The following is a 25,260-nucleotide window of genomic DNA, read 5'->3' on the forward strand; positions in this document are numbered from 1 at the left end:
CCTCGCCTGCCGCCGAGCCCACGGTGGATCACGCCGCTGATCGACCACACTCGCCCGGCTTGTCGCATGGGGCCGCGACGTCCGAGGCAGGCCGCTGCCGAGCTCATGATCCGACATCGCCCCGTCAGCGACCTCGCCGCCGTCGGAGAACCGGGCAGGGGCTCGGCCGATCAGTCGCCGAACTGCTCCGTGCAGGGGTCGTTGCCCTCTTCGAAGCCGACCTGGAAGGCCTCGACGCGGGCGAAGCCGGAGGGCACGCTGGCGCCGTCGACGTCGGCGGCGATGAGACTGTCCTGGCTGAGCAGCTCGGCCACCGCCTCGTCGAGGTCGCCGGGGGAGATGCGCAGGCCTGCGTAGGATGTGGCGTCGGGCGAGCGGTTCGGCATCAGCATGCCCGCCCAGGAACCGGTCAGACACGCCGTCCGCAGCCCGGCCGACTGGCCCTCCAACGACAGTCCGGCCTGTTCCTGCACGGCCATCGTGTATCGCGAGGCGATCTCGGCGAACGCGGCGAAGTCGCCGATGCCCGCCGCCGAGGGGTCGCCGCCGGGGGTCGGCGGGGTGCCGATGGCCGCGAGTTCCGGCATGTCCAGTCCGATGCTGTTGCCCTCGACGCAGTAGGCGGCGGGCTCGGTCTCGCCGCAGTTCGTCCCGGAGAGGTCCAGCGTGGGCGCCTGGTCGAGTTCCTCGGCGAAGACCTCGGCGAGACTCTGCTCCACGAGCGCGACGTGCTGTTCGTTCACCTCGAGCTGGCCGGTCGCGTCGCTCTCGGCGAATTCGAGCTGGGTGATCCGCTGCTGCATCTCCTCGACGTCCATCTCCGCGCAGCGGCTCGCGCCGTCGCTGAAGCCGAAGATGAAGGCGGTGGTGCGATCGAAGGCGTTGCCGTGTGCCTGGGGACCTCGGAAGTCGGTGCCTGCCTGGTCGCGAATGGAGAACAGCGCGGCGAGGATGGCATTGAGTCCCTCACCGGTCGACACCTCGAAATACGGCGAGTCCCCGTCGGCGATGTAGCGGAAGTAGCCGCCCGCGTAGCAGTCGGCCTGCTGCTCGGCCAGGATCGTCGGCATGTCCGCCGTCATGTTGCCGGACTTGTACTGCACCGCGTGCCCCATCTCGTGGGCGAGCACGGTGACCACCGCCATCGGGCCGAACTGCTGATCGAGCATCGGCATCAGCACACCGCGATCCCAGGCGATGGCGTCCTCCGGCGGACAGTAGAACGCGTTGGGCACGCCGCTGGTGTCCATCCCGCAGATCACGATGGGCGACTGCTCGGCGTCGTACGACGCGAGCCTCGCCACCGGTTCGAACGCCAGGCCGTCGAACGTGTCCGGGTACTCGGTCGCCCAGTAGTCGTACAGGTCGGCGACCGCGCTCATCGCGAGCCGATCCATCTCGCCGCCGTTACCGTTCTCGTAGGTGAGATCGATGCGGGGCGCGCCTTCGCGAGGGCCGCTGGGGCCGTGTGTCACCGGAAGCCCGGCGACGGTGGCCGGGTCCAGCCCGCCGAACGGGACGGCGGTACCCGCCACCCGTTGCGGACCGCAGCCGATCAGGAGACTGACGGCGGCGATCAACGCGACGCCCGTCGTCAGTGCCGAGGTGTTTCGTCGGGAGAGGGCCACTCGCACGCTACGTCCTGACCGATCGTGAACCATCACGGATTGGATGACGTCCGCACGGGATGAACCGGACCAGACACCTCACCCGGAGAGCACCATACTGGCCCGGAGAATCTCGTGTGAGGTAATCCGTCTGCTCCGTTCGAGGCGGCCGGTGGACGTCGATCCCGTGCCTGGGACAGGGCGCCCGGCGCGGTCCGACGCGCGATGCGCTGATCAGCGTCGGAGACAGTCTGCGGCGCCGTCGCGGCGGCCGGCCGCGAAATCGAGCACCCGTTGCAGACCACTGCCGTCCCCCGCGAACCCGGTGACATCGCGCGCGGGCTGGTCGTCGGCCAGCAGCAGGAGCACGGCCTCGTCGAGATCGCCCACGCCCCACCACTGCTCCTCGACATGCGCACTCCGCCGACCCTGCCCGTCGTCCGCCGCCGCTTCGGTCCGGTCTGCCTGCGCAGGCCCGGCCGCCGACCACGCGCCTACCAGGCACACCGCCCGCCTACCTGCCGTCGGGTCGTCGATCGGCAGTCCCAGTCGGGTCGTGGCGGCCAGGGCGTGCCTGCCCGCCACCATCGTGGCGGCGGCGTGATCGCCGATCCTGCTGTTCACCTCGGCCAGGTCGCCGTCGGCTCCGATCCCGATCACCACGGCGGGCTCCGCCGGACAGAAGGCCACCGGGCCCTGGCCTGTGCCGCAGTCCGGATCGCCCGCCACCGTGCGGACCACGGGAGCTGGGCCGTGGCCGCCGTGCCGGATCGCCAGGTCGGCGAAGTAGGTGCCGAGGTCCTCGGTACTCAGCTCGGCGAGCGGCCGATTGCGCAACGGTCGATCCTGGCGGGGCGGCGGTGGGGCGAGGTCCTGCGTCGTCAACGCGGCGCAGCGCCGCGCCCCCTGTGAATATCCCTCGTGGAAGGCCAGGACCCGGTCCAGCGCGCCGCCGTGGGTGCGCTCGGGAGGCTCGCCGACGACGATCGGGTCCCGGAATCGCACCAGCGCCGCCAACGCGTCATCTACCTCGGCCGTCGTGAAGCCCGATGCGCCGCCGCCGTCGACCGCCCAGCGGAAGTACGTCCCCGCGTAGCAGTCGGCCATCGCCTCGCTCAACAGCACGGGGTAGCGCTCCGGCATGGTGCGGCGCGCGGCGTCGTCCACCCCGAGCCTGGTGTGCACGCGGTGCCCGAGTTCGTGGGCCAGGACGACGGTCACCCCGGCCGGGCCGTGATCCTCGGCCAGCACCGGCAGCAGGACGCCGCGATCCCAGACCAGCGCGTCGGCCGACTCACAGTAGTAGGCGGAGCCCGCGATCTCGGTGGTCCTCGCGAGGCACGGCGGCGCCTTCCGGCCGACGTCGGCGATGCCGTCGGCGGCGTGCAGCCCGCCGGTCGGCGGCACCCAGGGAAGAGCGAAGGCGGGTTCGAAGGTCTCCGCCCAGTACGCCAGCAGATCCTCGACGGCAGCGTCCGCCAGCCGATCTACCTCGGCGCCTGCTGCTTCTGCCGCCGTCGTGCCGGGTCCCGCTGAGCCTGACCCGGTGTCGTTGCCCTCGGCGGCAACGCTGCCGGCCCCGAGGCCGCCGGCGGCGAGGTCTTCGGGGTCAGTGCCCCACTGCACCGAGCCGTCGGCGACCAGCGCGAGCGCCAGGAGCAGCACCAGCACGGCCGCCGGAAGTCGGCCGCCGAGGGTCGCCGAGCGGCTCACGTCGCCCGACTCGGCGTCACTGTTCGGGCACCAGCCAGATCGCCCCGGCGGGCGGCAGCTGCAAGACCGCCGAGGCGGGCCTGCCGTGCGAGGACACCGGCTCCGCGACGACCTCGCCCGCGTTGCCGACGCCGGAACCGCCGTACGCCGTGGCGTCGGTGTTGAGGATCTCCCGCCATCGCCCCGCCTTCGGCAGGCCGAGTCGGTAGTCGTGTCGAGGGATGCCCGCGAAGTTCACCACGCAGGCCAGTTCGACGGGCCTGCCCTGCTCGTCCTCGCCGTGGCGGAGGAAGGCGAGCACGTTGTTCGCCGCGTCGTCGGCGATCAGCCAGGAGAAGCCCGTCGACGAGGTGTCGCGGGTGAACAGGGCCGGGTGCGCGCGGTAGGCGGCGTTGAGATCGCCGATCAGCCGCCGCAGTCCGGCGTGCAAGGGCTGGTCCAGCAGCTGCCAGTCCAGCGAGTCCGACTCGGACCACTCGGCGATCTGACCGAACTCGCCGCCCATGAAGAGCAGCTGCTTGCCGGGATGCGCCCACATGTAGGTGTAGAGGCTGCGCAGGTTGGCCGCCTTGTTCCAGTCATCGCCGGGCATCCGCGACCACAGCGAGCCCTTGCCGTGCACCACCTCGTCATGCGAGAGCGGCAGCAGGTAGTTCTCGCTCCAGGCGTACATCAGGGAGAACGTCAGCTCGTCGTGGTGATGCGCGCGGTGCACCGGATCGAGCGCGACGTAGCGCAGCGAGTCGTGCATCCAGCCCATGTTCCACTTGAAACCGAAGCCGAGGCCGTCGAGATCGGTGCGGCGGGTGACGCCCGGCCAGGCGGTGGACTCCTCGGCCGCCATCATGATCCCCGGATGGTGCTTGTAGACGGTGGCGTTGAGTTCCTGAAGGAACCGGACGGCGTCGAGGTTCTCCCGGCCGCCGTGCTCGTTGGCCGTCCACTGGCCGTCTTCCCGCGAGTAGTCGAGGTAGAGCATCGAGGCGACGGCGTCGACACGGAGCCCGTCGATGTGGAACTCCTCGGCCCAGTAGAGCGCGTTGGCGATGAGGAAGTTCCGAACCTCGGGCCTGCCGAAGTCGAAGACGTAGGTCCCCCAGTCCGGATGCTCGCCCCGATGGGGATCGGGATGCTCGTAGGTGGGGGTCCCGTCGAACCGGGCCAGCGCCCACTCGTCGCGGGGGAAGTGCGCGGGCACCCAGTCGACGATCACGCCGATGCCCCGCTGATGAAGCACGTCGATCAGATGGCGGAGGTCGTCCGGCGAGCCGAAGCGGGCGGTGGGGGCGTAGTAGGACGTGACCTGGTAGCCCCAGGATCCGCCGTAGGGATGTTCGGCGATGGGTAGCAGTTCGATGTGGGTGAAGCCCAGTTCGACGACGTGGTCGGCGAGCTGTTCGGCGAGCTCGCGGTACCCCAGCCCGCGCCGCCATGAGCCGAGATGCACCTCGTAGACGCTGATCGGGCTTCGGGACAGGTCTGCGGCGTCGCGCCGGGCCACCCAGTCGTCGTCCTGCCAGATGTGGTCGGACACCGTCACGATGGACGCCGTGGCGGGCGGCACCTCGGTGGCGAAGGCCATCGGGTCGGCCTTCTCATGCCAGCGGCCGTCGGCGTCGAGCAGCCGGAACTTGTACCGCGTGCCCGGCTCGACGCCGGGGACGAACACCTCCCACACGCCGGTCGAGCCCAGCGAGCGCAGCGGGGTGCGCACCCCGTGCCAGCCGTCGAAGTCGCCGCAGACCCGCACGCCCTGGGCCCGGGGCGCCCACACGGTGAAGGCGGTGCCCTCCACCACGCCCAGCGACGTCTCATAGCTTTGGAGATGAGCGCCGAGCACATCCCAGAGCCGTTCGTGTCTGCCCTCGGCCAGGAGGTGCAGATCCAGCTCACCGACGGTCGGCATCCAGCGGTAGGGGTCGTCGACCACCTCGGTGTGCGTGCCGTAGCCGACCTCGAGCCGGTAGTCGCCGGGCGGCTCCGGGATCACACCGGAGAAGAGGCCGTCCTCGTGGACGGAGGCCAGCACGTGGCGCTCGCCAGCCGTCACCACGGTCACCGAGTCGGCATGCGGCCGCAGCGTGCGGATCAGCGTCCCGTCGGGATGCGGGTGGGCGCCGAGGATCGAGTGCGGATCGTGGTGGGCCCCCGACAGCAGTCGGCCGGTCTCCTCCGGGTGCGGTGGACAGGACTGCGTGGTCGGCATCAGGCGTCACCTCGGTCACTGGAAGAACGGCCGTCGTGTCGGCGCGAGCGGCGGGCCCGCGCTGGTTGCTGATCGACCGAACGACACCGAGCGGCCTCACCGGTAGTTCGTGGCGTGTCGACGATCTTAGAGCCTGTCTTCGATCCCTGCTTCCTGTTGCGCGGGGCCGGCGCGGCGATCTGCGGCGTTGTCGTCGGTCACCATGGCTCCGCCATGGCTCCCTCCTCCGCCTGGCAGCTCATCCACGCCGATCCCCGCTCACGACGGAGAGGGATCGAAGACAGACTCTTCGGGGCCTGTCTTCGATCCCTGCTTCCTGTTGCGCGGGGCCGGCGCGGCGATCTGCGGCGTTGTCGTCGGTCACCATGGCTCCCTACCGTCGGACCGCCGCTCGCCGCCGTCGCTCGTAGGGTATCGAGGCCGCACGACCGGGATGGTCACGGTCGTCGCACCGAGACGATGTGTGCGACGGCGCTGTGCGGGTCGAGCCGCACGTAGTTCGCCTGGCCCCATTCCCAGCGTGCCCCGGTGACCTCCTCATGGGCGGTGAACCGGTCGTCCCATGCCAGGCCCAGCTCGGGCAGGTCGAGCCACACGGTGCCCTCCTGGGGCACGGCGGGATCGAGGGTGACGACCACGATCACGGCGTCCCCGGTGGCCGGATCGGTCTTGGAGTAGACGATCAGCGCGTCGTTGTCGACGTGATGGAAGCGCAGGGTGCGCAGTGTTGCCAGCGCGCGATTCCGGCGTCGGATCTCGTTGAGGGTGTGCAGCCAGGGTTCGAGCGATCGACCCTCCCTCAGCGCCCTGGTGTGATCGCGGGGCCGCAGTTCGTACTTCTCCGAGTTCAGATATTCCTCGGAGCCGGGCCGGACGGGTTCGTTCTCGAAGAGTTCGAAGCCTGCGTAGACGCCCCAGGTGGGCGCCAGCGTGGCGGCGAGGGCCGCGCGGATCGCGAACGCGGCCGAACTCGCGTGGGCCAGGGAGGTCGGCAGGATGTCGGGGGTGTTGACGAAGAGGTTGGGCCGCGCCTCGTGGGCGTGGGCGACGAGATCGCTGCCGAATTCGGTGAGTTCGTGTTTGGTGGTGCGCCAGGTGAAGTAGGTGTAGTGCTGGGTGAAGCCGAGTCGGGAGAGTCCGTACATGCGGGCGGGTCTGGTGAAGGCTTCGGAGAGGAACAGGACGTCGGGGTGGGTCGTCTTGAGTTCCGCGATGAGGTGTTCCCAGAAGTCCGGTGGTTTGGTGTGGGGGTTGTCCACCCGGAAGATGCGGATGCCGTGGTCGATCCAGTGGATGACGACGCGACGGATCTCCTGGTATAGCCCGGTGGGGTCGTTGTCGAAGTTGAGGGGGTAGATGTCCTGGTATTTCTTGGGTGGGTTCTCGGCGTAGGCGATGGTGCCGTCGGGTCGGGTGGTGAACCATTCGGGGTGGTCGCGGACCCAGGGGTGGTCGGGGGCGCATTGGAGGGCGAGGTCGAGGGCGACCTCGAGGTTCAATTCGGTGGCGCGGGCCACGAATCGATCGAAGTCGTCCAGCGTGCCGAGGTCGGGGTGGACGGCGTCGTGTCCGCCGTCGGGTGATCCGATGGCCCACGGCGATCCGACGTCGTCGGGTCCCGGTGTGAGGGTGTTGTTGCGTCCTTTGCGGTGTACGTGGCCGATGGGGTGGATCGGCGGCAGATAGACGACGTCGAAGCCGAGGTCCGCGACTCGCTCCAGCTCGGCGGCGGCGGTGCGGAACGTTCCGTGCACCGGTCTGCCCAGCTCGTCGTGCCCGCCGGTCGACCGAGGAAAGAACTCATACCAGGAACCGACCAGCGCCCGCTCCCGATCCACCCAGAGCTGGTGCACGACCCCCTTGGTGACCAGTTCGCGCACCGGCTGCTCGGTCATCACGGTGTCGGCGGGCTCGTCGAACGCGGGTGCCACCCGCTGCGGCAGCGGTCTGCCCGCGTCGCGCAGGGCCGACACCGCCGTGGTCAGCGCCGCGCGCACGGCTCTACTGCCCGGTCTCCTGGCCACCCGTTCCAGCAGCCGGGCGCCGGTCTCCAGGTCGTTGGCCAGCTCGGCGGCGCCCTGACCAGCGCCGATCTTCGTCTCCACCGCATGGCGCCAGGTCGCCCATGGATCAGACCAGGTGTCCACTCGGAACGTCCACATGCCCGGTTGATCGGGTCGGATCACCGCCGACCAGCGGTCCAAGCCGGGATCGGTCAACACCATGCGGGTCTGCCGTGCGACGCGGTCGGCCGGACCTCGCCAGGAGACGTTCGCGGCCTGTCGATCGTGCCCGTCCCGCCACAGGGTGGCCTGCACCGGAACATGCTCGCCGACCACCGCCTTGGCCGGATACCGACCGAGGCTGATCACTGGCGACACCTCGTCGACGACCAGTCGTCCGCTCACCGCGACGTCCCTTCCGTGGTGGGTTGACGGTCTCATCCTGCCTGCTGGAGATCGTGGTGATCGCAACGGGGCCGCGCCGACCGGTCGCCTCACCGGTGATCAATCCTGCGTCAACCGGCTGTCTTCTGCCTGTTGAACTGAAAACCACTGAGTCGGTGGACGACGGCCGCGCCGCTGTGGCGAATGCGTTGTCGGACATCCGCCATCGGCATGAGTTTCAGGCACACCCGTGGCACGGCACCGTCGCCCACGGCTCACAGACGGTGTGAACCACGCGGTGCACTCTCGATGCTCGTCGGGCGCGCTCCGGCCGTCAAGGGTTGGCTGGCATGGCGCGAAAGCGCCCCTCGACAAGGCTCAGGAGCGGGAGGTCGGCGATGCGGATCGCGATCGTCGGAACCGGTGCCCTGGCGGGTGGGCTCGGTGATCGGCTGCTGCGCGGTCAGCACGAGGTCGTCGTGTTCGGCAGGACGACTGACCGGGCCGAACGCCTCGCAGCCCTGCTCGGCGCGGCGGGGGCGGGCGTCGTGACCGCGAGCACCATCGGCGATCCGCTGCCTGCGGTCGACCTCGTGATCCTGGCCGTGCCCGGCGCCGCCGTGCCCGACCTGATGGAGCAGTACGGTGAGCAGCTGCCGGGACAGATCGTCGTCGACGCGACCAATCCGGCCGGACCGCTGGTGGAGCTGCACAGTCCCGCCGGGTTCTCGATGGCGGAGCGGATCGCCGCACTCGCGCCGATGGGCACCTCGGTGGTCAAGGCCTTCAACACCACCTTCGCAGGCACCCTCGCGGGGGACGAGTCGCTCGACGTCTTCATCGCCACCGACGATCCCGAGGCGCGGATGACGATGGTGCGGCTCGTGCAGAGCATCGGCTGCGTGCCGATCGACGCCGGTCCGCTGCATCACGCGAGAGCGCTGGAGACCATGCAATGGCTGCATCACAGCCTGCAGAGTCTGCTCGGCACCCGAAACACCACGACGATCTCGCTGCGGGTGGTCTGACCGCTCCTACACAGTGCGTCTCGACGTGGTGGCCGATCGTGGGGGCAGGGGGCCGGGCGGGGCACCGATGCTCGACGAGCGGGTGTGTTCGACCAGCGGCTCCTCGGGAGCTGGACCGATTCCGGGGCTGGTCGTGGGTAAAGGTGGCGGCGTTCGGCGGTCGGTCGATCCGAGATCACCGGTACGCCGAGCACCCGTCCGGCGGCGGGACCAGCGGTTTCCCAGCGTGGACGGTCGTGCGTGAGCTGCGGTTCGTCCCGGCCCGACGCCCCGGTCAGCGGTACAGCGCCGCCTCCGAGTCGGCTCGACGCGCCGCCCGCTCCGACGACGGCAGCTCATCCTCCGAGCAGCCGTCCTCCGGGCCTGCGGCGTAGTCCCGGCCGCCTGCCTGCCGCAGCGCCTCGGTCTCGGGAGCCTGCCGCGAGCCGGCGTCGACGGCCTCGTCCCTTGTCGTCGAGACGGTGTGTGCGGGCGCGGTCGTGCCGGACTCGACGAGCCGCGTGGCGGGATCGGACCGTGCTCCCGACTCCACGGTGTCGTGCGCGATCGACGTGCCGTGCGGGTCGATCCGATGCGCTTCGGAACTGTTCGTCTCGATCGTCGCCGGGGCCGCCGCCTTCTTGCGGCGATACCGGAATCGCCGGGCGATCGGCTCCTCTACGAGCCTGGTCAGCAGCCAGCCCAGCATCACCGAGCACACGATCATCGCGGCGGACTGCGCCATCGGCGGCACCCCGGCCTCCGACAGCCGGTACATCACGCTGTAACCGATGTTGTGGTTGACCAGGTAGACGCCGTAGGAGATGCCTGCCAGCCAGACCACCGGCCGCAGGACCGGGTGATCCCAGTCCGGTCCCCGCGCCGCCGCGCCGATGGCCACGGTCGCCACGGCCATGGCGACCGCGCCCGCGACGTCGGACGAGGTGAGGAACTGAGTCATGATCGCAGCCGCGACGATGGTGAGCACGCCGTTGCCGGAGCGATGCGTGCCCCACAGCCACAACGCCGCACCCGCCGCCAGCAGGTGCACCCGCCCGGCGCCCACGGTCTCGGCGATCTCGATGCCTCGGGTGAGGGTCGGTCCCGGCCCGGCGCTCTTGACGAGTTCCAGCGCGACGGGCACCACCGCCGCGATGGCCAGCGTCATCCGCAGCCGGAGGCCGTGGCGCCAGCGGCGCGGCCACAGCAGTGCCGTGACCAGGAACGCGGTGACCTGGAGTGGAATGGTCCAGTAACTGCCGTCGGTGCGGCTGATGCCCTCGATCAGGCCCGGCGGATACACCAGGATCGTGCCGATCAGCGAGGCGAAGCTGCGCTCCAGCGACTCCGGACCCCAGAGATGGACGATCACGTGAGTGAGGACGGCGGCGGCGACCATCGGCGGGATCACCCGGACCAGCCGGTTCTGCAACAGTGCCCTCGGGCCGCTGGAGCTGAGCGTCTGGCAGATGAAGTACCCGGAGATGATCATCAGGATCGAGGCGCCCGCCTGGAGGCTCAGGAAGACCGGGCGTTCCTCCAGCTCCGGCACGAGGAACGGGCCGCCCCAGGTGGCGTGCTGCACCACCACGAGCGCGATGGCGACGGCCCGCAGCACGTCCCAGCTCGCCCGGCGGGTCCCGGGTCGCGACGTGCTGTTCTTCGTGGCAGTGTTCTTGCCGTTCTCGCCGTTCTCGCCGACCGTCATACGCGTGTCGTCTCCTCGTCGTCACCTCGGATGCCTGACAGAAGGTGTTGGTCTGTCACCCGATGATCGGACCAGCAGCCCTACGGGAACGTGTGCTTCGCCCGCGTTGTGAGCGGCCGTCGGACGGTCGTCGTGTGCGCCGTCAAGACCGTTCATGAACCCGATTCCGGACGCGGCATCGGCCGAGGGAGTGAAGCACTTCGGCGGTGCTTCCCGCAGGCGGACTGCGGGGTCGAGACGTGTCCGGGACGTCCGTGACGCGGTCGTCCCCATACTCTACCGGCCCGAAGTTCGCCCGATCCCGCCGATGGCAGCCTGAGCCGGCTGCCACGGCCCTCGTGTTCTCCGTCACCCGGCCGAGTCAGAGTGACCAAGGACACGGCAGGTCGGCTTCCGGAGGTCTACCGTGATCGCGAACACGGGCGCCGACGGCCGGGATCGGCGCAGGCCTACCCCGATCCGGTGGGCCGGGTGCGGATCGTCACGTCCGGCAGGGCGCGCCTCGATAGCGTCCGAAGCGGGCGTGGGCGGACGGTGCCGTGCGACCACCGACCGAACGCGGCCGAGAGTGGGGGTGCGTATGGATGTCGTCGAGAATGACTCCGCCGCGACGCGCGAGGTGCGAGTCGGGTCCTACGCGGTGTGCCGTCAGGGTGATCGGATCCTGCTTGCCAGGTGGGTGGGGCGCAGCGGCGTTCGGTGGACGCTGCCGGGTGGTGGGCTGGACCACGCCGAGGACCCGCTCGACGCGGTTCGACGGGAGGTCGAGGAGGAGACCGGCTACCAGGTCGAGGTCGACGCGCTACTGGGCGTGAACAGTCAACGGCGGCAGGTGGTCCGCGGCGGTGCGCCGGTCGATCACCACGCCTTCCAGGTCTTCTACGCCGTGCACATCGTCGGCGGCGAACTGCGGCACGAGGTCGGCGGCTCCACGGATCAGGCCCGCTGGTTCGACGTCGCCGAGGTGGACGCGCTCGACTGTTTCGAACTCGTCGGCATCGCCCTGGAACTGGATCGACGTCGGCCCGCGAGCGGACGCCTCGCCGCACAGCCGGTGTCGGTCCGTTCCGGGGACGGCTGATCCGGCCCAAGTCGATCCGCGCCATGGCGGCGAGCAGTCGGGCGGCGACCCGAGCTGACGGCCTCGCAGAAGCCCGCTTCGACCCGCCGGAGGCTCCCGGGGCTGCCTCGGCGGACGTCCCTGGTCCACCGGATCGACGAGGTTCGTCCGAGTCGCGCCGCCCGCGGTGCCGGTGATCGGATCTGCACCGCGTCGGCGACCCGGACTCCGGCGTCAGCGGACCGCCGACGCCGTGGAGCGCGGCCGCGTCGCGGCGGGCGAGTCCGCCGTAGGCCGCAGCGTGCTGAAGCCGCGCAACCGGAGACTGTTGCTGACCACGAACACCGAGCTGACGGCCATCGCCGCCCCCGCGATCATCGGGTTCAGCAGCCCGGCTGCCGCCAGCGGCAGCGCGGCGAGGTTGTAGACGAAGGCCCAGAACAGATTGCCCTTGATGGTGCTCAGGGTGCGGCGGGCCAGGCGGATGGCGTCGGCGGCCGACATCAGGTCGCCGCCGACCAGGGTCAGGTCGCTCGCCTCGATGGCCACGTCCGTTCCGGTGCCCATCGCCAGTCCGAGGTCGGCCTTAGCCAGGGCTGCCGCGTCGTTGACTCCGTCGCCGACCATGGCGACCACGCGTCCCTCGGCCTGCAAGCGGGCGATCACCTCGACCTTCTCGGCGGGCAGCACCTCGGCGTGCACCTGCTCGATGCCGACCTCGTCGGCGACGGCCCGAGCCGAGGTCTCGTTGTCGCCGGTCAACAGCACCGGGGTCAGCCCGAGGGCACGCAGCTCTCGGACGGCCGCCGCGCTGTTCGGCTTGACGGTGTCGGCCACCATGAGCAGGCCCCGGGCCCGGCCGTCCCAGCCGATGGCGACCGTGGTGCGTCCCCGCTGCTGTGCGGCGTCCTGTGCGGCGACCAGCTCGGCGGGCAGCGGCATCGACCGCTCCGCGAGCAGCGCGGGCCGACCGACCACGACCGAGCGGTCGTCGACCCGGCCGGTCACGCCCAGCCCTGCGGAGTTGGCGAACTCGGCGACCGGGGGGAGCGTGGCCGTCTTCTCGCGGGCGCCTGCGGTGATCGCCACGGCGATCGGGTGCTCGGAGGCGTCCTCCAGCGCGCCCGCCAGCCCCAGCACCTCGTCCGCGTCCTCACCAGGCGCGGCGACGACGTCGACCAGGGTCATCCGGCCGGTCGTGACGGTCCCGGTCTTGTCGATCACCACGGTGTCCACCCGGCGGGTCGACTCCAGGATCTGCGGACCCTTGATCAGGATGCCCAGCTGGGCGCCCCGGCCGGTGCCCACGAGCAGCGCCGTCGGAGTGGCCAGCCCGAGCGCGCACGGGCAGGCGATGATCAGCACGGCGACGGCGGCGGTGAACGCCCCGGCCGCGCCCGCTCCCGCGCCCAGCCAGAAGCCCAGCGTCGCGGCGGCCAGCACGATCACGATCGGCACGAAGACGGCGGAGATCCGGTCGGCCAGCCGCTGCACCTCGGCCTTGCCGGTCTGAGCGTCCTCGACGAGCCGCGCCATCTGCGCGAGCTTCGTGTCCGCGCCGACACGGGCGGCCCGGACGACCAGCCTGCCTGCGGCGTTGACGGTGGCGCCGGTCACGGCATCGCCCGCGACGACCTCCACCGGTACGGACTCGCCGGTGATCATGGAGAGGTCGACGGCAGAGGAGCCCTCGGTGATCACGCCGTCGGTGGCGATCTTGTCGCCCGGCCGCACCACGAAGTGGTCCCCGACCGCGAGCTGATCGACGGGAATCCGCAGCTCGCTGCCGTCCCGCAGGACCGCGACGTCCTTCGCGCCGAGCTCCAGCAGCGCCCGAAGGGCCGCTCCGCTGCGTCGCTTCGCCCTGGCCTCGAAGTAGCGACCCATCAGGATGAAGGTGGTGACCCCGGCGGCGACCTCCAGGTAGATGTTCCCCGCGCCGGAGGTGCGCTCGATGGTCAGCTCGAACGGGTGGATCATGCCCGGCACGCCCGCCGTGCCGAAGAACAGCGCGTACACCGACCAGGCGAGAGCCGCCAGTGTGCCCATCGAGATGAGCGTGTCCATGGTGGCGGCGCCGTGGCGCAGGTTCGTCCAGGCGGCCCGGTGGAACGGCAGCGCGCCCCAGGCGACCACCGGCGCGGCCAGCGTCAGCGAGGCCCACTGCCAGTAGGTGAACTGCAGCGCAGGCACCATCGCCAGCAGAATGACCGGCACCGACAGCGCTGCGCTCACCAGCATCCGCTGCCGCAGGACCGCGAGCCTGGCATCCTCGGCCCTCGGTTCCTGCTCATCGGGGGAGGTCGCAGCGGCGGCGGGAGCGGGCGGCGGCGGGACGGCGGCCGTATAGCCCGCCTGCTCGACGGTCGCGATCAGTTCGTCAGGGGAGAGCGAGACCGGGAAGTGGACCCGTGCCTTCTCAGTCGCGTAGTTCACGCTGGCCTGCACACCCGTCATCCGGTTGAGCTTGCGCTCGATCCGGGCGGCGCAGGAGGCACAGGTCATGCCGCCGATGATCAGCTCGATCTGCGCGTCCTGCTCTTCACCCGCGTTCTCGACGTCCGTCGTCTGCTGCTCGCCGTGCGCGACTGCGGCCATCACCATTCCCCTGGAGTCTCTCGGTGCCGTGAATCGGCGGTTCGACGGCCGTCAGCGGCCGGGATCGTGGACTTCGTGCGGCGCGCCGCCGGGGACCTCGTGGGCGGGCGGCGGGGCCTCGCCCACGGGGCCAGCGAACTGCCCCGCCGCGTAGGCGAGGCCGAACGCAGCGGCCACGGCCAGTAGGAACGCGCCCAGGCGCGTGGCGACGTTCATCTCAGGCGGTCACCTCATATCCGGCTTCCTGCACGGCTGCCCGCACGGCCTCGGCGTCGAGCGCGGTCACACTGGTGACGGTGACCTGGCCGCTGGGCAGGTCGACGGCGACGTCGGTGACCCCGGCCAGCTCCCCGACCTCCTCCTGCACCGAGCTGACGCAGTGCCCGCAGGTCATGCCGGTGACGGTGTAGGTGCTGGTGTTCAACTGCTCGGTGGTCATCGCGGTCTCCTCGGCCTGGGTGTGGTGTGTCGTCTCGTCTGGTGGTCGCGGGCGGAGCGTCGCCTGAACCGGTGCGGCGTGGATCAGTGCGACGGGGTCGTCTCGCCCCTGCCATCCTCACGGAACCCTACCCCCGAGGGGTATGCATGGCAACCGCGCGAACGGCGAGGCGGCGTGGCCCTGGCCTGCGAACGTGCAGCATAGGCCCAGGGGGTATCCCGCACTATCGGGTGATGCTTGATCGCGACGCTCGTACTACGAGATGTACTACCATGTCGTCATGGCTGAAATTCCCGTTCGCACGTTGAATCAGGACACCGCAGGCGTGCTGGCGCGGGTCAAGCGCGGCGAGGCCTTGGACGTCACCGAGCGCGGAACGGTGATCGCGCGCATAGTTCCTGCCCTCGCGTCACGGTATGAGGATCTTCTCGCGCTGGGGAGGCTGCGTGCTCCTCGTCTCGCCGGCCCTATCCCGCTGCCGCCCGGGCCGGTACAAGGTGATTTCGAAGCAGGTGAACTCATCGGCTCACTCCGTGACGAAGAGCGCTACTGATGATCTACCTGGATACCGCGGCTCTGGTCAAGCTCATTCATCGCGAGCAGGAGAGCGCGGATCTCACGGCGTGGCTTTCCGAGAGGCAGGGCGATGTGTTGGTCTCGTCGGCCCTCGCCGAGATCGAAATCCCACGAGCACTGCTGCGACGTGCGCCGCAACTGCTGAGTTCGGTTCCAGCGGTCCTCGGAAGGATCGCCGTGTATGAGATCGACGAAGTCGTTCGGGCAACGGCCGCCGCGTATTCGGACCCGGGACTCCGATCTCTGGATGCGATCCATCTGGCGACGGCGCAGGCCGTCTTCGGCGACAGACTCACGGCCTTCGTCACCTACGATCGACGGCTGCTCGGCTCGGCGACACTGGCAGGCCTCCCCATCGCGCACCCCGGCATGGCCGCGCCGCGCTGAACAGGCCGGCATTCTCGGCTTCTCCAGCGGCTCCCCGCACAGTGTCCGACCTCGGCTGCCGCCGGGTCCGTGGACGCCGTGCATCACCGGGCAGGATGAACCCATGAGGATGACCGAGAGAGCGTCTGCGGGGCGGGCCGAGTCGTGACCGTGGACAAGGTGGCGTGGGTTCGGCTGACGGACCGACGGATCCTCAGCGCCAGGACCAGGGGCCGGGACGTCTTCTACTTCCCCGGCGGCAAACGCGAGCCCGGCGAGTCCGACGTCGAGACCCTCGTTCGCGAGGTCCGGGAGGAGCTGGCCGTCGAGATCGTGCCGGACACCGCCCGACGCCTCGGCACCTTCGAAACGCAGGCACACGGCAAGCCTGCCGGAGTGCTGGTGCGGCTCACCTGCTACACGGCCGAGGCGGTCGGCACGCCGACGGCGTCCATGGAGATCGAGGAGATCGCGCTGCTGTCCTACGCCGACCGCGAGCGGGTCTCGGCCGTGGACAAGATCGTCTTCGACCACCTGCACGAGCAGGGCCTGCTGGCCTGAGGCCGGCCGGGCCGTGGGCCGTCGGCGGTTGACATCGCGTCGAGCCGAGATCGCCGAGGAGGAGAGGTCCGGCGGCCGAGACTGCGGGGGCGCCGCGAGCATCTTCGACCCGGCCGGGCAGGTCTGCGGAGACCGGGACCGATTCTCGGAAGAGATCGCCCGGAGTGGACCGAGCACTCTGCGGGCGTCGACGCCTCGGGCGGTCCTGCACCGAGGCACCCAGAGAAGTAAAGGGGGGCGGGGCCCGGCGTCCTGGTTCGCCGGACCCCGCCGTCGTGGTCAGCGGTACTCAGGCACAGGCGTCCCCGTTAAGCGTGAACGCTCCGGGGGTGCCGTTGGTGCCGCTGAACGAGCCGTTGAAGCCGAAGGTCACGGATCGGCCGGGGGCGATCGTGGCGTTCCAGCCGATGTCGGCGGCCGAGACCGCCGCGCCGCGCTGGACTAGCTGGGTGTTCCAGGAGTGCGTCACCCGCTGGTCGCCGTCGAAGGTCCAGTCCAGTGCCCAGCCCTGCACCGGCTCATCGCCGGTGTTGGTGATGGAGACCTGGGTGGTGAATCCGTTGTTCCACTGGCTCTGCACCAGGTAGGACACGTCGCAGGTCCCGGCGGGCGGCTCGGTGGGCGGGCCGTCGGCGCCCGCCACGTCGGCGGTGAACGCCGCCACCCAGGCGAGCGGGGCGTTCCAGTTGATGGTCACCTCGTTGGTCGACCACGACTCGATGTCGTCGATGTAGCAGAACGCGGGCGCGCAGCCCGCCAGCGCCTCGGCGGCCACCGGGTCGTCCAGGCTCACGTTCGGACCACCCGCCACCGAGCCCGCGGGCGGGTTGGGCAGCGACGGGTCGAGCTGGTTCGCCCAGAACCGGTGGTGCTGATTGCGGGCGTCGTACTCGCCGTAACCGGTCACGTAAGAGACGTTCAGCGGGTTGCCGCCGAGCAGGTAGTCCCAGCCCGTCAGGACCGCGTCGCGGAACTCGGCGTCGCCGGTGAGGTCGTAGGCGACCCCGAGCACCACCATGTTGTTGAGCACCTGGCTGTTGGAGCCCCACACGTAGGCGTGATCCTCCGGGGCGTACGGCAGGCCGTAGACCTCGTTCGCCGCCGTCTCGGCGTAGCGGCTCGCGCCGTCGACGACGGCCGCACGCACGAGGGCGAGCTGGTCGGCGGGCAGATCACTCGGCACGGTGGCCAGGTTGAGCAGTCCCAGCGGGCCGGTCACCGCCCAGCCGAAGCCCCAGTCGGTGAAGGCCTGCGCGCCGTGGTGCTCCGAGGAGGTGACCGCGTCGAGGTAGTCCGCCGCGCCGGTGGTCAGGTACAGCTCGGCCGCCGCCCAGTAGAACTCGTCGGTGACGTCGCTGTCGCTGTAGGCGCCGCCGCCGATCCCGTCGAGCGGGTCGGCGTAGTGGATCGGGTGGGCGTTGGCCGCGTCCCAGGCCGTCTCGGCCGAGGCGAGGCAGCGATCCGCGAAGGCCTGATCGAAGTCGGCGAACAGTCGGGCGCACTGGGCGCCCGCCGCCGCCAGATTGAGGGTGGCGGCGGTGGAGACGGGATGCAGCTCGCGGGTCTGCGGGTCGCGGTGCGGCAGCAGCGGCAGTCCGGTCCAGGCCGCGTCGTGGATCTTGTGGTGGACCAGGCCCGCCTGTTCCTCACCCGCCGGGACCTGCATGCTCAGCAGGAACTCCAGCTGCCAGCGCGCCTCGTCCAGTACGTCGGGCACGCCGTTGGCCTGCTCGGGGATCGACAGGGTGCCGTCGGCGACGGCCTCGGTGTCGCCCTCGACCAGCGCCCGCTCGTAGACGCCCATCACCTGCGCCGCCGAGATGCCGCCGTTGACCACGTACTTGCCGTGGTCGCCCGCGTCGTACCAGCCGCCGCTGACGTCCAGTGTGTAGTCGCAGACTCCCGGCTGGCACGGCACCTCGATGTCGCCGAGGTTCGGGGCGACGCCCAGATGTCCCGCCGGGCGGGCGTAGTCCTCGCCGACGTGCTCCGCCTCGATCTCGATGCCGCTGCGCTGGTGATAGAAGAACGCCAGTGCGTCGGTCCGCAACGTGTCGTACAGGCCCGCGTCGATGTCGAAGGGATGGCTGGTCTCGCCGTCGGCGCTCAGCGTCAGGCCGGTGGCCTCCGCCGTGACCTCGCTGAAGTCGATTCCGTGGGTGGCCTCATCGGAGCTGGGATCGACGCCCTGCGGGACGGTCTGCCCCTCGGCGACCACCGCTCCGGCCGCGTCGGTCAGCTCCCACGGCAGTGCCTCGGCGGCATCGGTCACGACCGTGGCCTGCTTGGGTCCCGACGGCAGGTAGCCGACCTGATTCACCCGGACCCTCGGCCCGGTGTCCGGCTCATACGGCGGCGGAGCCTCACCGCCGCGCAGCGACACGTCGTCCAGGCAGAAGGTCCACGGCTCGGCGGCCCCGCCCAGCTGGAAGGCGACCTGCGCGTTCTCGGTGTCGGCGCCGGAGGTGAAGGCGTAGGAGAACTCGACGGGTTCGGCGCCCAGCGTGGTCCGTTCGCTCAGCTCCTGGGTGTAGGGCTCGACGGAGAGCTGGACGTTGGTGTTGATGATGACGGGAGCCGATGCGGAGGCGGTGAAGGACAGGGCGTAGGACTCGCCCGGCTGGAGGTGGATTCCGCTGTGGCCGACGATGGCGTCCCACGGATTGATCGTGTCGCCCTCGACCTCCGCACACAGCGCGCCGTCGACGACGGCGGCGGGCGCGGTGGGAGTCCACCACCAGGGGGCTGTTCCCTCGGCGAAGTCGCCGTTGCTGATCTGCTCTGTCTCTTCCTGAGCTGCTGCCTGCGGCACGGCCGTCCCGAGTAACGGGATCGTCACGGCGGCGACGAGAAGCGGGACACCACGGCGTCTGACTGGTCGGCGCACTAGCTCGTTCCTTCCTCGCGGGGAGGTACTCCGGCGACGCGCTCGGCCCTCGTCATCGAATCGATCGGCGCTGACCGAATTCCGGGAGCGCTCCCATTTTCGAGCGCTCGCGGCTAGGGAGATGGTTGCGCCCACGTTGCCCCGGTGTCAATATCGAGTTGTGACTCCCATCTCACCGTTCGGCGTCGATGCTGGTGACAGCGTTTCGACGTCGAATCGAGACGAGCGTAGATCATTGTCTGACGGGGGCGACGACGTCGGTGGCGTCGGACGACGGGAGGGTGCGGTGTTGATGTGGGAGCGCTCCCGGCTGATCGTGCAGGTCATCACCCCTGGTGAGGCCAGTGGGCGCCGGTCGGTGTCGGGCGGGCGTGGCGTGCCGGGGTCCGCGCGGCCGTGGTCCGTCCAGCGGTGTCGCCGTCCTGAGCTGGTCGAACGGCCGGGGCTCGCCGCGTCGACGACGACGATCGTCGCGGTTGACAGTGCGGCGCGTCTTCTCCTACCTTCGGCAAGCGCTTTCCGAGGGACCGGGCACCGCCCGCTCCGTCCAGGTGAGGTCGATGATGTCCATGCAGGCAACGCCCGCCGAGGCGAGCACCGAGATCGAGCTGTGGCTCGGCGCCGATCCGGTCGTCCGCTCCGTGGTGTCCGACCCGAGCCTGCGCACGACCCAGGGGCCTCGGCCGTATCTGCACCCCGTGCGCACCGCCGCAGGCGTCGTGGTGACCGACTCGGCGCCCGAGGATCACCCGTGGCACCTGGGGGTCTCGGTGGCCCTGCAGGACGTCGCGAAGACGAACTTCTGGGGCGGCCGGACCTTCCTCCGCGAGGGCGGTCCGACCTGGCAGGCCGATCACGGCCGCATCGACCGCAGTCGACTGCTGGCCGCCAGGCCCGATCTCCGACGCCCCGAAGAGATCGAGGAAGAGCTGCACTGGCGGAGCCCGACCGGCGGACTCCAGCTCGTCGAGCGGCGGCGGATCGCCGTCCGGCCTGCGGACACGTCGAACGCCTGGGTGCTCGACTTCGCCTTCACACTGACCAACGCCACCGAGGCCGAGATCGAACTCGGCAGTCCCGCGACCAACGGCAAGGCAGGCGGCGGCTACGGCGGCTTCTTCTGGCGGCTGCCCGCCTCGACCATCGCTCCCACGGTGTTCACCGCCGAGGCGTCGGGGGAGAACGGCGTGCACGAGTCGACGGCCGACTGGCTGGCGGTGCACGGACACGGACTCCACGGTGCGGGCTACACGCTGGTCTTCCTGGCGGGCGACGCCCGCACCGCCGCCGATCCCTGGTTCGTCCGGATCGCCGACTATCCGGGGATCGGCTCCTCACTGGCCATCGACGAGCCGATTCGACTGGCCCCCGCCGACACGCTCGCGCGCCGACTGCTGATCGTCGTCTCCGACGGGCATCTCGACACCGACGGTGCGGCGCAGGCGGCGGCTGCCGCAGTGTCCCGCCTGGGCTGACTCCTGCCGCTCCATCGCTGATTCACATCTTGACGGTCGGGTTCCGATCTGCGAACTTCGGAATCCCGATCATTCTATAAGCAGAACGATGATGAGCCGATGCTGACTTGAGGGTGTAATCGAAGCGCTTCGACATCGGAATTCGATGAATTCTCGCGAATTGTTCGACGCCATATTCGATGGGCGATCGACCGATCGTCGAACGGGCCTCGGATAGTCGCCCCGGCGTCTGTCGGCGAATGAGGAGGTCCGTCCGTGAGCCCGGATCAGCCCGACGACTCGACCGAAGGCAGGCCAGCCGCACCACCTCACCTCGACCCCGCGCTGCCCCCCGATCGCCGCATCGCCGCACTGCTGTCGCTGCTGGATCTCGACACGAGACTGCTCATGCTCCACCAGTTCCAGCCCGCCGTGCCCTCGGCGGGACTGGCGTCCTTCCACACGGGGATGGAGGCCCTGCACGGCCTGGCCTGGGTCGGCCCGGCGACGGTCTTCCCGCAGGCCGTCGGGCTGGGTGCCACCTGGAATCCCGAGTTGCTGCGTCGGGTCGGTTCCGCGACCGGCGACGAGGTCCGGGGCTTCCATCACCGGGACCCGGTCAACGGCGGCCTCAACGTGTGGGCGCCGGTGGTCAACCTGCTGCGCGATCCGCGCTGGGGACGCAACGAGGAGGGCTACGCAGAAGACCCGCTGCTCACCGGCGTCCTCTCGGTGGCCTACGCGAGCGGACTGCGCGGCGATCATCCGCGTTATCTGAAGACCGCCCCGACGCTGAAGCACTTCCTCGGCTACAACAACGAGACCGATCGGGACACCACCTCCTCCGACCTGCGCGCCCGGGTACTGCACGAATACGAGCTGCCCGCGTTCCGGGCCGCGATCGCCTCGGGAGCCGCCGTCGGCGTGATGCCGTCCTACAACCTGGTCAACGGCAGGCCCGCGCACACCGACGGCGAGCTGCTCGGGGTGCTGCGCAGCTGGGCCGACGACGAGATCGTGGTGTGCAGTGACGCGCACGCGCCGTCGAACATCGCCGGTGTCCAGGGCTATCACCCCGATCAGCCCACCGGCCACGCGGCGGCGCTGCTCGCCGGGGTGGACAGCTTCACCGACCATGACACCGACTCCGAGTTCACCGCCGGGCAGCTGCGCGAGGCGCTGCGGCGCGGGCTCATCACCGAGGCCGACGTGGACCGGGCCTTGCGCCGCCTGCTGCTGCTGCGGCTGCGGCTCGGCGAGTTCGATCCGGCACCGGCGGCGGTGACGACGGGATCGGACTCTGGAGCCGGGGGAGGCGCCGGGGCGGCCGACGCGATCAACCCCTATGCCCTGATCACCGATGCGGTGATCGACTCGCCCGCGCATCGGGAGCTGGCGAGGGAGGCGGCCAGGGAGGCCGTCGTCCTGCTGCGCAACGAGGACGAGCTGCTTCCGCTGCGTCGGGCCGACATCCGCCGGATCGCGGTGATCGGCACGCACGCCGACGTGCTCTACGAGGACTGGTACAGCGGAACCCTGCCCTATCAGGTCACGCCCGCGGGCGGGCTGGCCGCCGCCTCGGATGCCGACGTGGTCACCGACGAGGGCGTCGACCGCATCAGCCTGGTCGCGGCCGACGGCAGGCTGGTCGGCGCGGGCCCGGCCGCCGAGGGCGGTGCGCTGCGGCTTCTCGACGCGGTCGAGGCGACCGGCGTCGACGGCGACCGTTGTCGCTTCGATCTGATCGACTGGGGCGAGGGGGTGCAGACCCTGCGGTCGGCGGCCAACGGGCGGTACGTCTCGGCGCGCGCGGACGGCAGCCTGGTCAACGACCGCGTGATGCCCGGCGAATGGGTGGTGCACGAGACCTTCGAGATCCAGCAGGCGGGCTCGGGACGGGTCCGGCTGTTCAACCGAGCGCTCGCGCGCTGGGTGCGGGTCGACGCCGACGGGGTGCTGCGGGCCGACGTCGCCGAGGGGCGTCCGGACACCGAGGACCGGCAGAGCGCGGGCGACCAGCAGACCGCCGCGACGCCGTTCACGATCCACGTCGACCGGCGCGGCGTCGAGACGGCCGTGGAGACGGCCTCGGGAGCCGACGTCGCGGTGATCGTCATCGGCAACGATCCGCACATCAACGGCCGGGAGACCGAGGATCGGGTTCGGCTGGAGCTGCCCGCGGCGCAGGAGGAGCTGGTGCGCCGGGTCGGCGCCGCGAATCCCCGCACCGTGCTGGTGATCGTCAGCAGCTATCCGGTGGCGATTCCCTGGGCGGATCGGAATCTGGCCGCCGTGCTCTGGACCGCCCACGGCGGCCAGGAGGCGGGCACGGCGCTGGCGGAGGTGCTCTTCGGGGACTACTCGCCCGCCGGTCGGCTGCCCCAGACCTGGTATCGGGCCACGACGGACCTGCCCGACCTACTCGACTACGACATCATCACCTCGGGCAGCACCTATCTCTACTACCGGGGCAGGCCGCTCTATCCCTTCGGGCACGGGCTGAGCTACACCGAGTTCCACTACGGACCGCTGGAACTCGACGCGGCACAGGCCTGCCCGGACGACACGGTCACCGCCAGGGTCACGGTGACCAATGTGGGTCGTCGGTCGGGGGACGAGGTCGTCCAGCTCTACTCCCGACAGGAGGAGTCCCGCGCCGTGCAGCCCGTGCTGGCGCTGCGGGCGTTCCAGCGGCTCCACCTGGCGACGGGCGAGAGCGAGACGGTCGAGTTCCCCGTGTCCGTCCGCGACCTGGCACTCTTCGACGTCACCAGCTCCCGGATGGTGGTGGAGACCTCCCGACATCGACTCTCCGTCGGCGCCTCCTCCGCCGACCTGCGCTCGCACGCCGAACTGGACGTGCTCGGCGAGGTCGTCGGGCCGCTGATCCTCGCGGGCCGTCGGGTGCGGGCCGTCGACTTCGATGCCGTGCACGGCATCCGCCTCGTCGACGAGACCAGGACCGAGGGCACGGCCGTGCACGCCGCCGAGTCCGGTGCCTGGGCCGCGTTCCACCGGGTGGTGCTGCCGGTGGGGCCGCTGCGCTGCACGGTGTCCGCCGCCAGGGACGACACGAAGTCCTCGGTGATCCAACTGCGGATCGGCGATCCGGTGGGCGGCGCGGTGCTCGCCGAGCTCGTCGTGACGGGCGAGGGAGACCGTCGGGTCTTCCGCGACGTCGTCGCCGACGCGGAATGGCCGGTGCGCGGCCCGCAGCCCGTCGCCGCCGGGGCGACCGGCCTCGGGGCCGCCGCCGTGATCGCCGAGCTGCCGTCCCGGCGGCTCGCGGGTCAGGGCCGACACCCCGGCAGAGAACCCGACTCCGCACCGCCGGAGCCCGTCGATCTGTACCTGGTCCTCGTCGACGAGGGCACGACGGTGACCGGTCTGCGCATCGAACCGCTGGAGCGACCCATCGACTAGTCGGGCGAGCGGGCCACACCGACCGGGCGGGGAGACCGCCCGGTCGGTGCGCTGTGTCGTGCCTGGTCAACGCCGGTTTAGCGGATGATCGTCTGCGGCTGAACGGCGTATTGCCCGGTGTCGAATCGCGGGCGTAACGTCCTGGCAATCGAACCGTTTCGCGTGACGTAACTCACGACAAGAGTCAGGGGTCCACCGTGGTCACCATCGCTGACGTCGCCCGCCACGCCGGAGTGGCTCCCAGCACGGTGTCCTACGTCCTCACCGGACGGCGGGCCATCTCGGCGGGCACCCGGTCGCGGGTTCAGGACAGCATCCGGGCGCTCGGTTATCACCCGCACGCCGGGGCCAGAGCACTGGCGAGCAACCGGACCAACGTGATCGCGCTCGTCCTGCCGCTGCGCACCGGGGTGAACGTCCCCGTCGTCATGCAGTTCGTGCTGTCGGTGGTGACCTCGGCGCGCGAACACGATCAGGACGTCCTGTTGGTGACGGCGGATCAGGGCGCCAAGGGCATCAGTCGCGTCGCGGGCAGCGCCATGGCCGACGCGTTGATCGTGATGGACGTCGAGATGCACGACGAGCGGGTGCCGCTGCTGCGCGAGCTGAACCAGCCCTCGGTGCTCATCGGCTTCCCCGCCGACTCCACCGGACTGACCTGTGTGGACCTGGACTTCGTCGCGGCGGGGGCGCTCTGCGTCGATCACCTCGCCGACCTGGGCCATACCGAGGTCGCGCTGCTGGGCGCGCCGAAGGTCGTCTACGAGAGAGACACCGGCTACGCGCACCGCACCATGGCCGGGTTCACCAGCGCCGCCCTGCGTCGGGGCGTCGCCAGCACGACGCGGTCCTGCGAGCTCGACCGTGACTCCGTCGCCGCCACCGTCGGCGAGCTGTTCGCCGAGCAGCCGGGACTGACCGGCCTCGTGGTGCACAACGAATCGGCCTTAGGACCGCTGCTCGACGTGCTGCGCAGGCTCGACCGCCGGGTTCCCGAGGACGTGTCGGTGGTGGCGATCTGCCCCGACGAGGCCGCCGAACTGCCGTTCCCGCCGCTGACCTCGGTGCAGATCCCCTCGGCAGACGTCGGACGGCACGCCGTGGAACTGCTGATGACCAAGACCGCGGGCGACCGGGCGCCTGCCGTCACCCTGCTGCCGCCTCGACTCACCGGGCGGCGCAGCACCGGTCGGCCGCGCGTCGACTGACACCCCGGACCTCACCGAGCACCGATGGACGGTGCGACCCCGCCGTATGCGAAGGACCCG

General features: G+C 70.5%; 18 protein-coding genes. 9 read left to right on the top strand and 9 right to left on the bottom strand.

What is annotated here, in order from left to right; all coding sequences use genetic code 11:
- Positions 1-170: 170 nt before the first annotated feature.
- The 4 genes from UA74_RS07360 to UA74_RS07375 form a co-directional block, all read right to left on the bottom strand.
- A complete protein-coding gene (locus UA74_RS07360) occupies positions 171-1,634 on the bottom strand; it encodes a neutral zinc metallopeptidase (RefSeq protein ID WP_232237665.1) in 1,464 nt (487 codons plus the stop codon).
- Positions 1,635-1,841: 207 nt separating this feature from the next.
- Positions 1,842-3,320 (bottom strand): neutral zinc metallopeptidase, encoded by a 1,479-nt coding sequence (locus tag UA74_RS07365; protein WP_075739607.1) that lies wholly within the window; start codon positions 3,318-3,320, stop codon positions 1,842-1,844.
- A gap of 16 nt (positions 3,321-3,336) precedes the next feature.
- Entirely contained in the window at positions 3,337-5,526 is a 2,190-nt protein-coding gene (gene glgB, locus UA74_RS07370; protein ID WP_075739608.1) for a 1,4-alpha-glucan branching protein GlgB, read from the bottom strand.
- A gap of 437 nt (positions 5,527-5,963) precedes the next feature.
- On the bottom strand, positions 5,964-7,934 hold the full coding sequence (locus UA74_RS07375; RefSeq protein WP_075764081.1) for a maltotransferase domain-containing protein: 1,971 nt from the start codon (positions 7,932-7,934) through the stop codon (positions 5,964-5,966).
- Positions 7,935-7,957: 23 nt separating this feature from the next.
- Here UA74_RS07375 and UA74_RS31600 point away from each other — a divergent pair, with 23 nt between their 5' ends.
- Positions 7,958-8,203 (top strand): hypothetical protein, encoded by a 246-nt coding sequence (locus UA74_RS31600; protein WP_157434044.1) that lies wholly within the window; start codon positions 7,958-7,960, stop codon positions 8,201-8,203.
- Positions 8,204-8,311: 108 nt separating this feature from the next.
- Positions 8,312-8,941 (top strand): NADPH-dependent F420 reductase, encoded by a 630-nt coding sequence (locus UA74_RS07380; RefSeq protein ID WP_075764083.1) that lies wholly within the window; start codon positions 8,312-8,314, stop codon positions 8,939-8,941.
- 274 nt (positions 8,942-9,215) lie between these two features.
- Here the strand turns inward: UA74_RS07380 and UA74_RS07385 are convergent, their stop codons facing one another.
- Positions 9,216-10,628 carry an acyltransferase family protein gene (locus tag UA74_RS07385; RefSeq protein ID WP_075764085.1) on the bottom strand — a complete coding sequence of 471 codons (1,413 nt, stop codon included), beginning with the start codon at positions 10,626-10,628 and terminating at the stop codon, positions 9,216-9,218.
- 580 nt (positions 10,629-11,208) lie between these two features.
- Between UA74_RS07385 and UA74_RS07390 the strand changes: the two genes are divergently transcribed.
- On the top strand, positions 11,209-11,709 hold the full coding sequence (locus UA74_RS07390) for an NUDIX hydrolase (protein WP_075739612.1): 501 nt from the start codon (positions 11,209-11,211) through the stop codon (positions 11,707-11,709).
- Positions 11,710-11,922: 213 nt separating this feature from the next.
- Here UA74_RS07390 and UA74_RS07395 read toward each other — a convergent pair whose 3' ends face one another.
- The 3 genes from UA74_RS07395 to UA74_RS07400 form a co-directional block, all read right to left on the bottom strand.
- The gene (locus UA74_RS07395) at positions 11,923-14,193 is read right to left on the bottom strand and encodes a heavy metal translocating P-type ATPase (RefSeq protein ID WP_075766011.1); all 2,271 of its coding nucleotides are present in this window, start codon (positions 14,191-14,193) and stop codon (positions 11,923-11,925) included.
- 144 nt (positions 14,194-14,337) lie between these two features.
- Positions 14,338-14,502: a hypothetical protein gene (locus UA74_RS31605; protein ID WP_157434045.1), complete on the bottom strand. Its 165-nt coding sequence runs from the start codon at positions 14,500-14,502 to the stop codon at positions 14,338-14,340.
- A 1-nt stretch (position 14,503) separates the two neighbouring features.
- Positions 14,504-14,710: a heavy-metal-associated domain-containing protein gene (locus tag UA74_RS07400; protein ID WP_075766013.1), complete on the bottom strand. Its 207-nt coding sequence runs from the start codon at positions 14,708-14,710 to the stop codon at positions 14,504-14,506.
- 295 nt (positions 14,711-15,005) lie between these two features.
- Between UA74_RS07400 and UA74_RS07405 the strand changes: the two genes are divergently transcribed.
- The 3 genes from UA74_RS07405 to UA74_RS07415 all read left to right on the top strand — a co-directional run bounded on the left by UA74_RS07405 (position 15,006) and on the right by UA74_RS07415 (position 16,228).
- Positions 15,006-15,278, top strand: a complete 273-nt coding sequence (locus UA74_RS07405) for a type II toxin-antitoxin system Phd/YefM family antitoxin (RefSeq protein WP_075743517.1) — start codon at positions 15,006-15,008, stop codon at positions 15,276-15,278.
- Positions 15,278-15,688, top strand: a complete 411-nt coding sequence (locus tag UA74_RS07410; protein WP_075764087.1) for a type II toxin-antitoxin system VapC family toxin — start codon at positions 15,278-15,280, stop codon at positions 15,686-15,688. The genes UA74_RS07405 and UA74_RS07410 overlap by 1 nt, the downstream gene beginning before the upstream one ends.
- Before the next feature lie 144 nt (positions 15,689-15,832).
- Positions 15,833-16,228 carry an NUDIX hydrolase gene (locus UA74_RS07415; protein WP_157442184.1) on the top strand — a complete coding sequence of 132 codons (396 nt, stop codon included), beginning with the start codon at positions 15,833-15,835 and terminating at the stop codon, positions 16,226-16,228.
- 289 nt (positions 16,229-16,517) lie between these two features.
- Here UA74_RS07415 and UA74_RS07420 read toward each other — a convergent pair whose 3' ends face one another.
- Positions 16,518-19,067, bottom strand: a complete 2,550-nt coding sequence (locus tag UA74_RS07420) for a glycoside hydrolase family 9 protein (protein ID WP_198042955.1) — start codon at positions 19,065-19,067, stop codon at positions 16,518-16,520.
- Between the two features lie 608 nt (positions 19,068-19,675).
- Between UA74_RS07420 and UA74_RS07425 the strand changes: the two genes are divergently transcribed.
- From UA74_RS07425 to UA74_RS07435, 3 genes are all read left to right on the top strand, one after another.
- On the top strand, positions 19,676-20,590 hold the full coding sequence (locus UA74_RS07425; RefSeq protein ID WP_198042956.1) for a DUF6807 domain-containing protein: 915 nt from the start codon (positions 19,676-19,678) through the stop codon (positions 20,588-20,590).
- 255 nt (positions 20,591-20,845) lie between these two features.
- Positions 20,846-23,992: a glycoside hydrolase family 3 C-terminal domain-containing protein gene (locus UA74_RS07430; protein ID WP_075764091.1), complete on the top strand. Its 3,147-nt coding sequence runs from the start codon at positions 20,846-20,848 to the stop codon at positions 23,990-23,992.
- A gap of 197 nt (positions 23,993-24,189) precedes the next feature.
- A complete protein-coding gene (locus tag UA74_RS07435) occupies positions 24,190-25,200 on the top strand; it encodes a LacI family DNA-binding transcriptional regulator (protein WP_075739617.1) in 1,011 nt (336 codons plus the stop codon).
- Positions 25,201-25,260: the final 60 nt, after the last annotated feature.

The organism is Actinoalloteichus fjordicus, assembly GCF_001941625.1.
GTDB classification, from domain to species: Bacteria; Actinomycetota; Actinomycetes; order Mycobacteriales; family Pseudonocardiaceae; genus Actinoalloteichus_A; species Actinoalloteichus_A fjordicus.

What these genes read in the sequence shown, in the direction of transcription:
- glgB (WP_075739608.1), bottom strand. Translation starts at nt 5,526, where the DNA reads ATGCCGACCACGCAGTCCTGTCCACCGCACCCGGAGGAGACCGGCCGA.
- UA74_RS07380 (WP_075764083.1), top strand. Translation starts at nt 8,312, where the DNA reads ATGCGGATCGCGATCGTCGGAACCGGTGCCCTGGCGGGTGGGCTCGGT.
- UA74_RS07385 (WP_075764085.1), bottom strand. Translation starts at nt 10,628, where the DNA reads ATGACGGTCGGCGAGAACGGCGAGAACGGCAAGAACACTGCCACGAAG.
- UA74_RS07390 (WP_075739612.1), top strand. Translation starts at nt 11,209, where the DNA reads ATGGATGTCGTCGAGAATGACTCCGCCGCGACGCGCGAGGTGCGAGTC.
- UA74_RS07395 (WP_075766011.1), bottom strand. Translation starts at nt 14,193, where the DNA reads ATGACCTGTGCCTCCTGCGCCGCCCGGATCGAGCGCAAGCTCAACCGG.
- UA74_RS31605 (WP_157434045.1), bottom strand. Translation starts at nt 14,502, where the DNA reads ATGAACGTCGCCACGCGCCTGGGCGCGTTCCTACTGGCCGTGGCCGCT.
- UA74_RS07405 (WP_075743517.1), top strand. Translation starts at nt 15,006, where the DNA reads ATGGCTGAAATTCCCGTTCGCACGTTGAATCAGGACACCGCAGGCGTG.
- UA74_RS07410 (WP_075764087.1), top strand. Translation starts at nt 15,278, where the DNA reads ATGATCTACCTGGATACCGCGGCTCTGGTCAAGCTCATTCATCGCGAG.
- UA74_RS07425 (WP_198042956.1), top strand. Translation starts at nt 19,676, where the DNA reads ATGATGTCCATGCAGGCAACGCCCGCCGAGGCGAGCACCGAGATCGAG.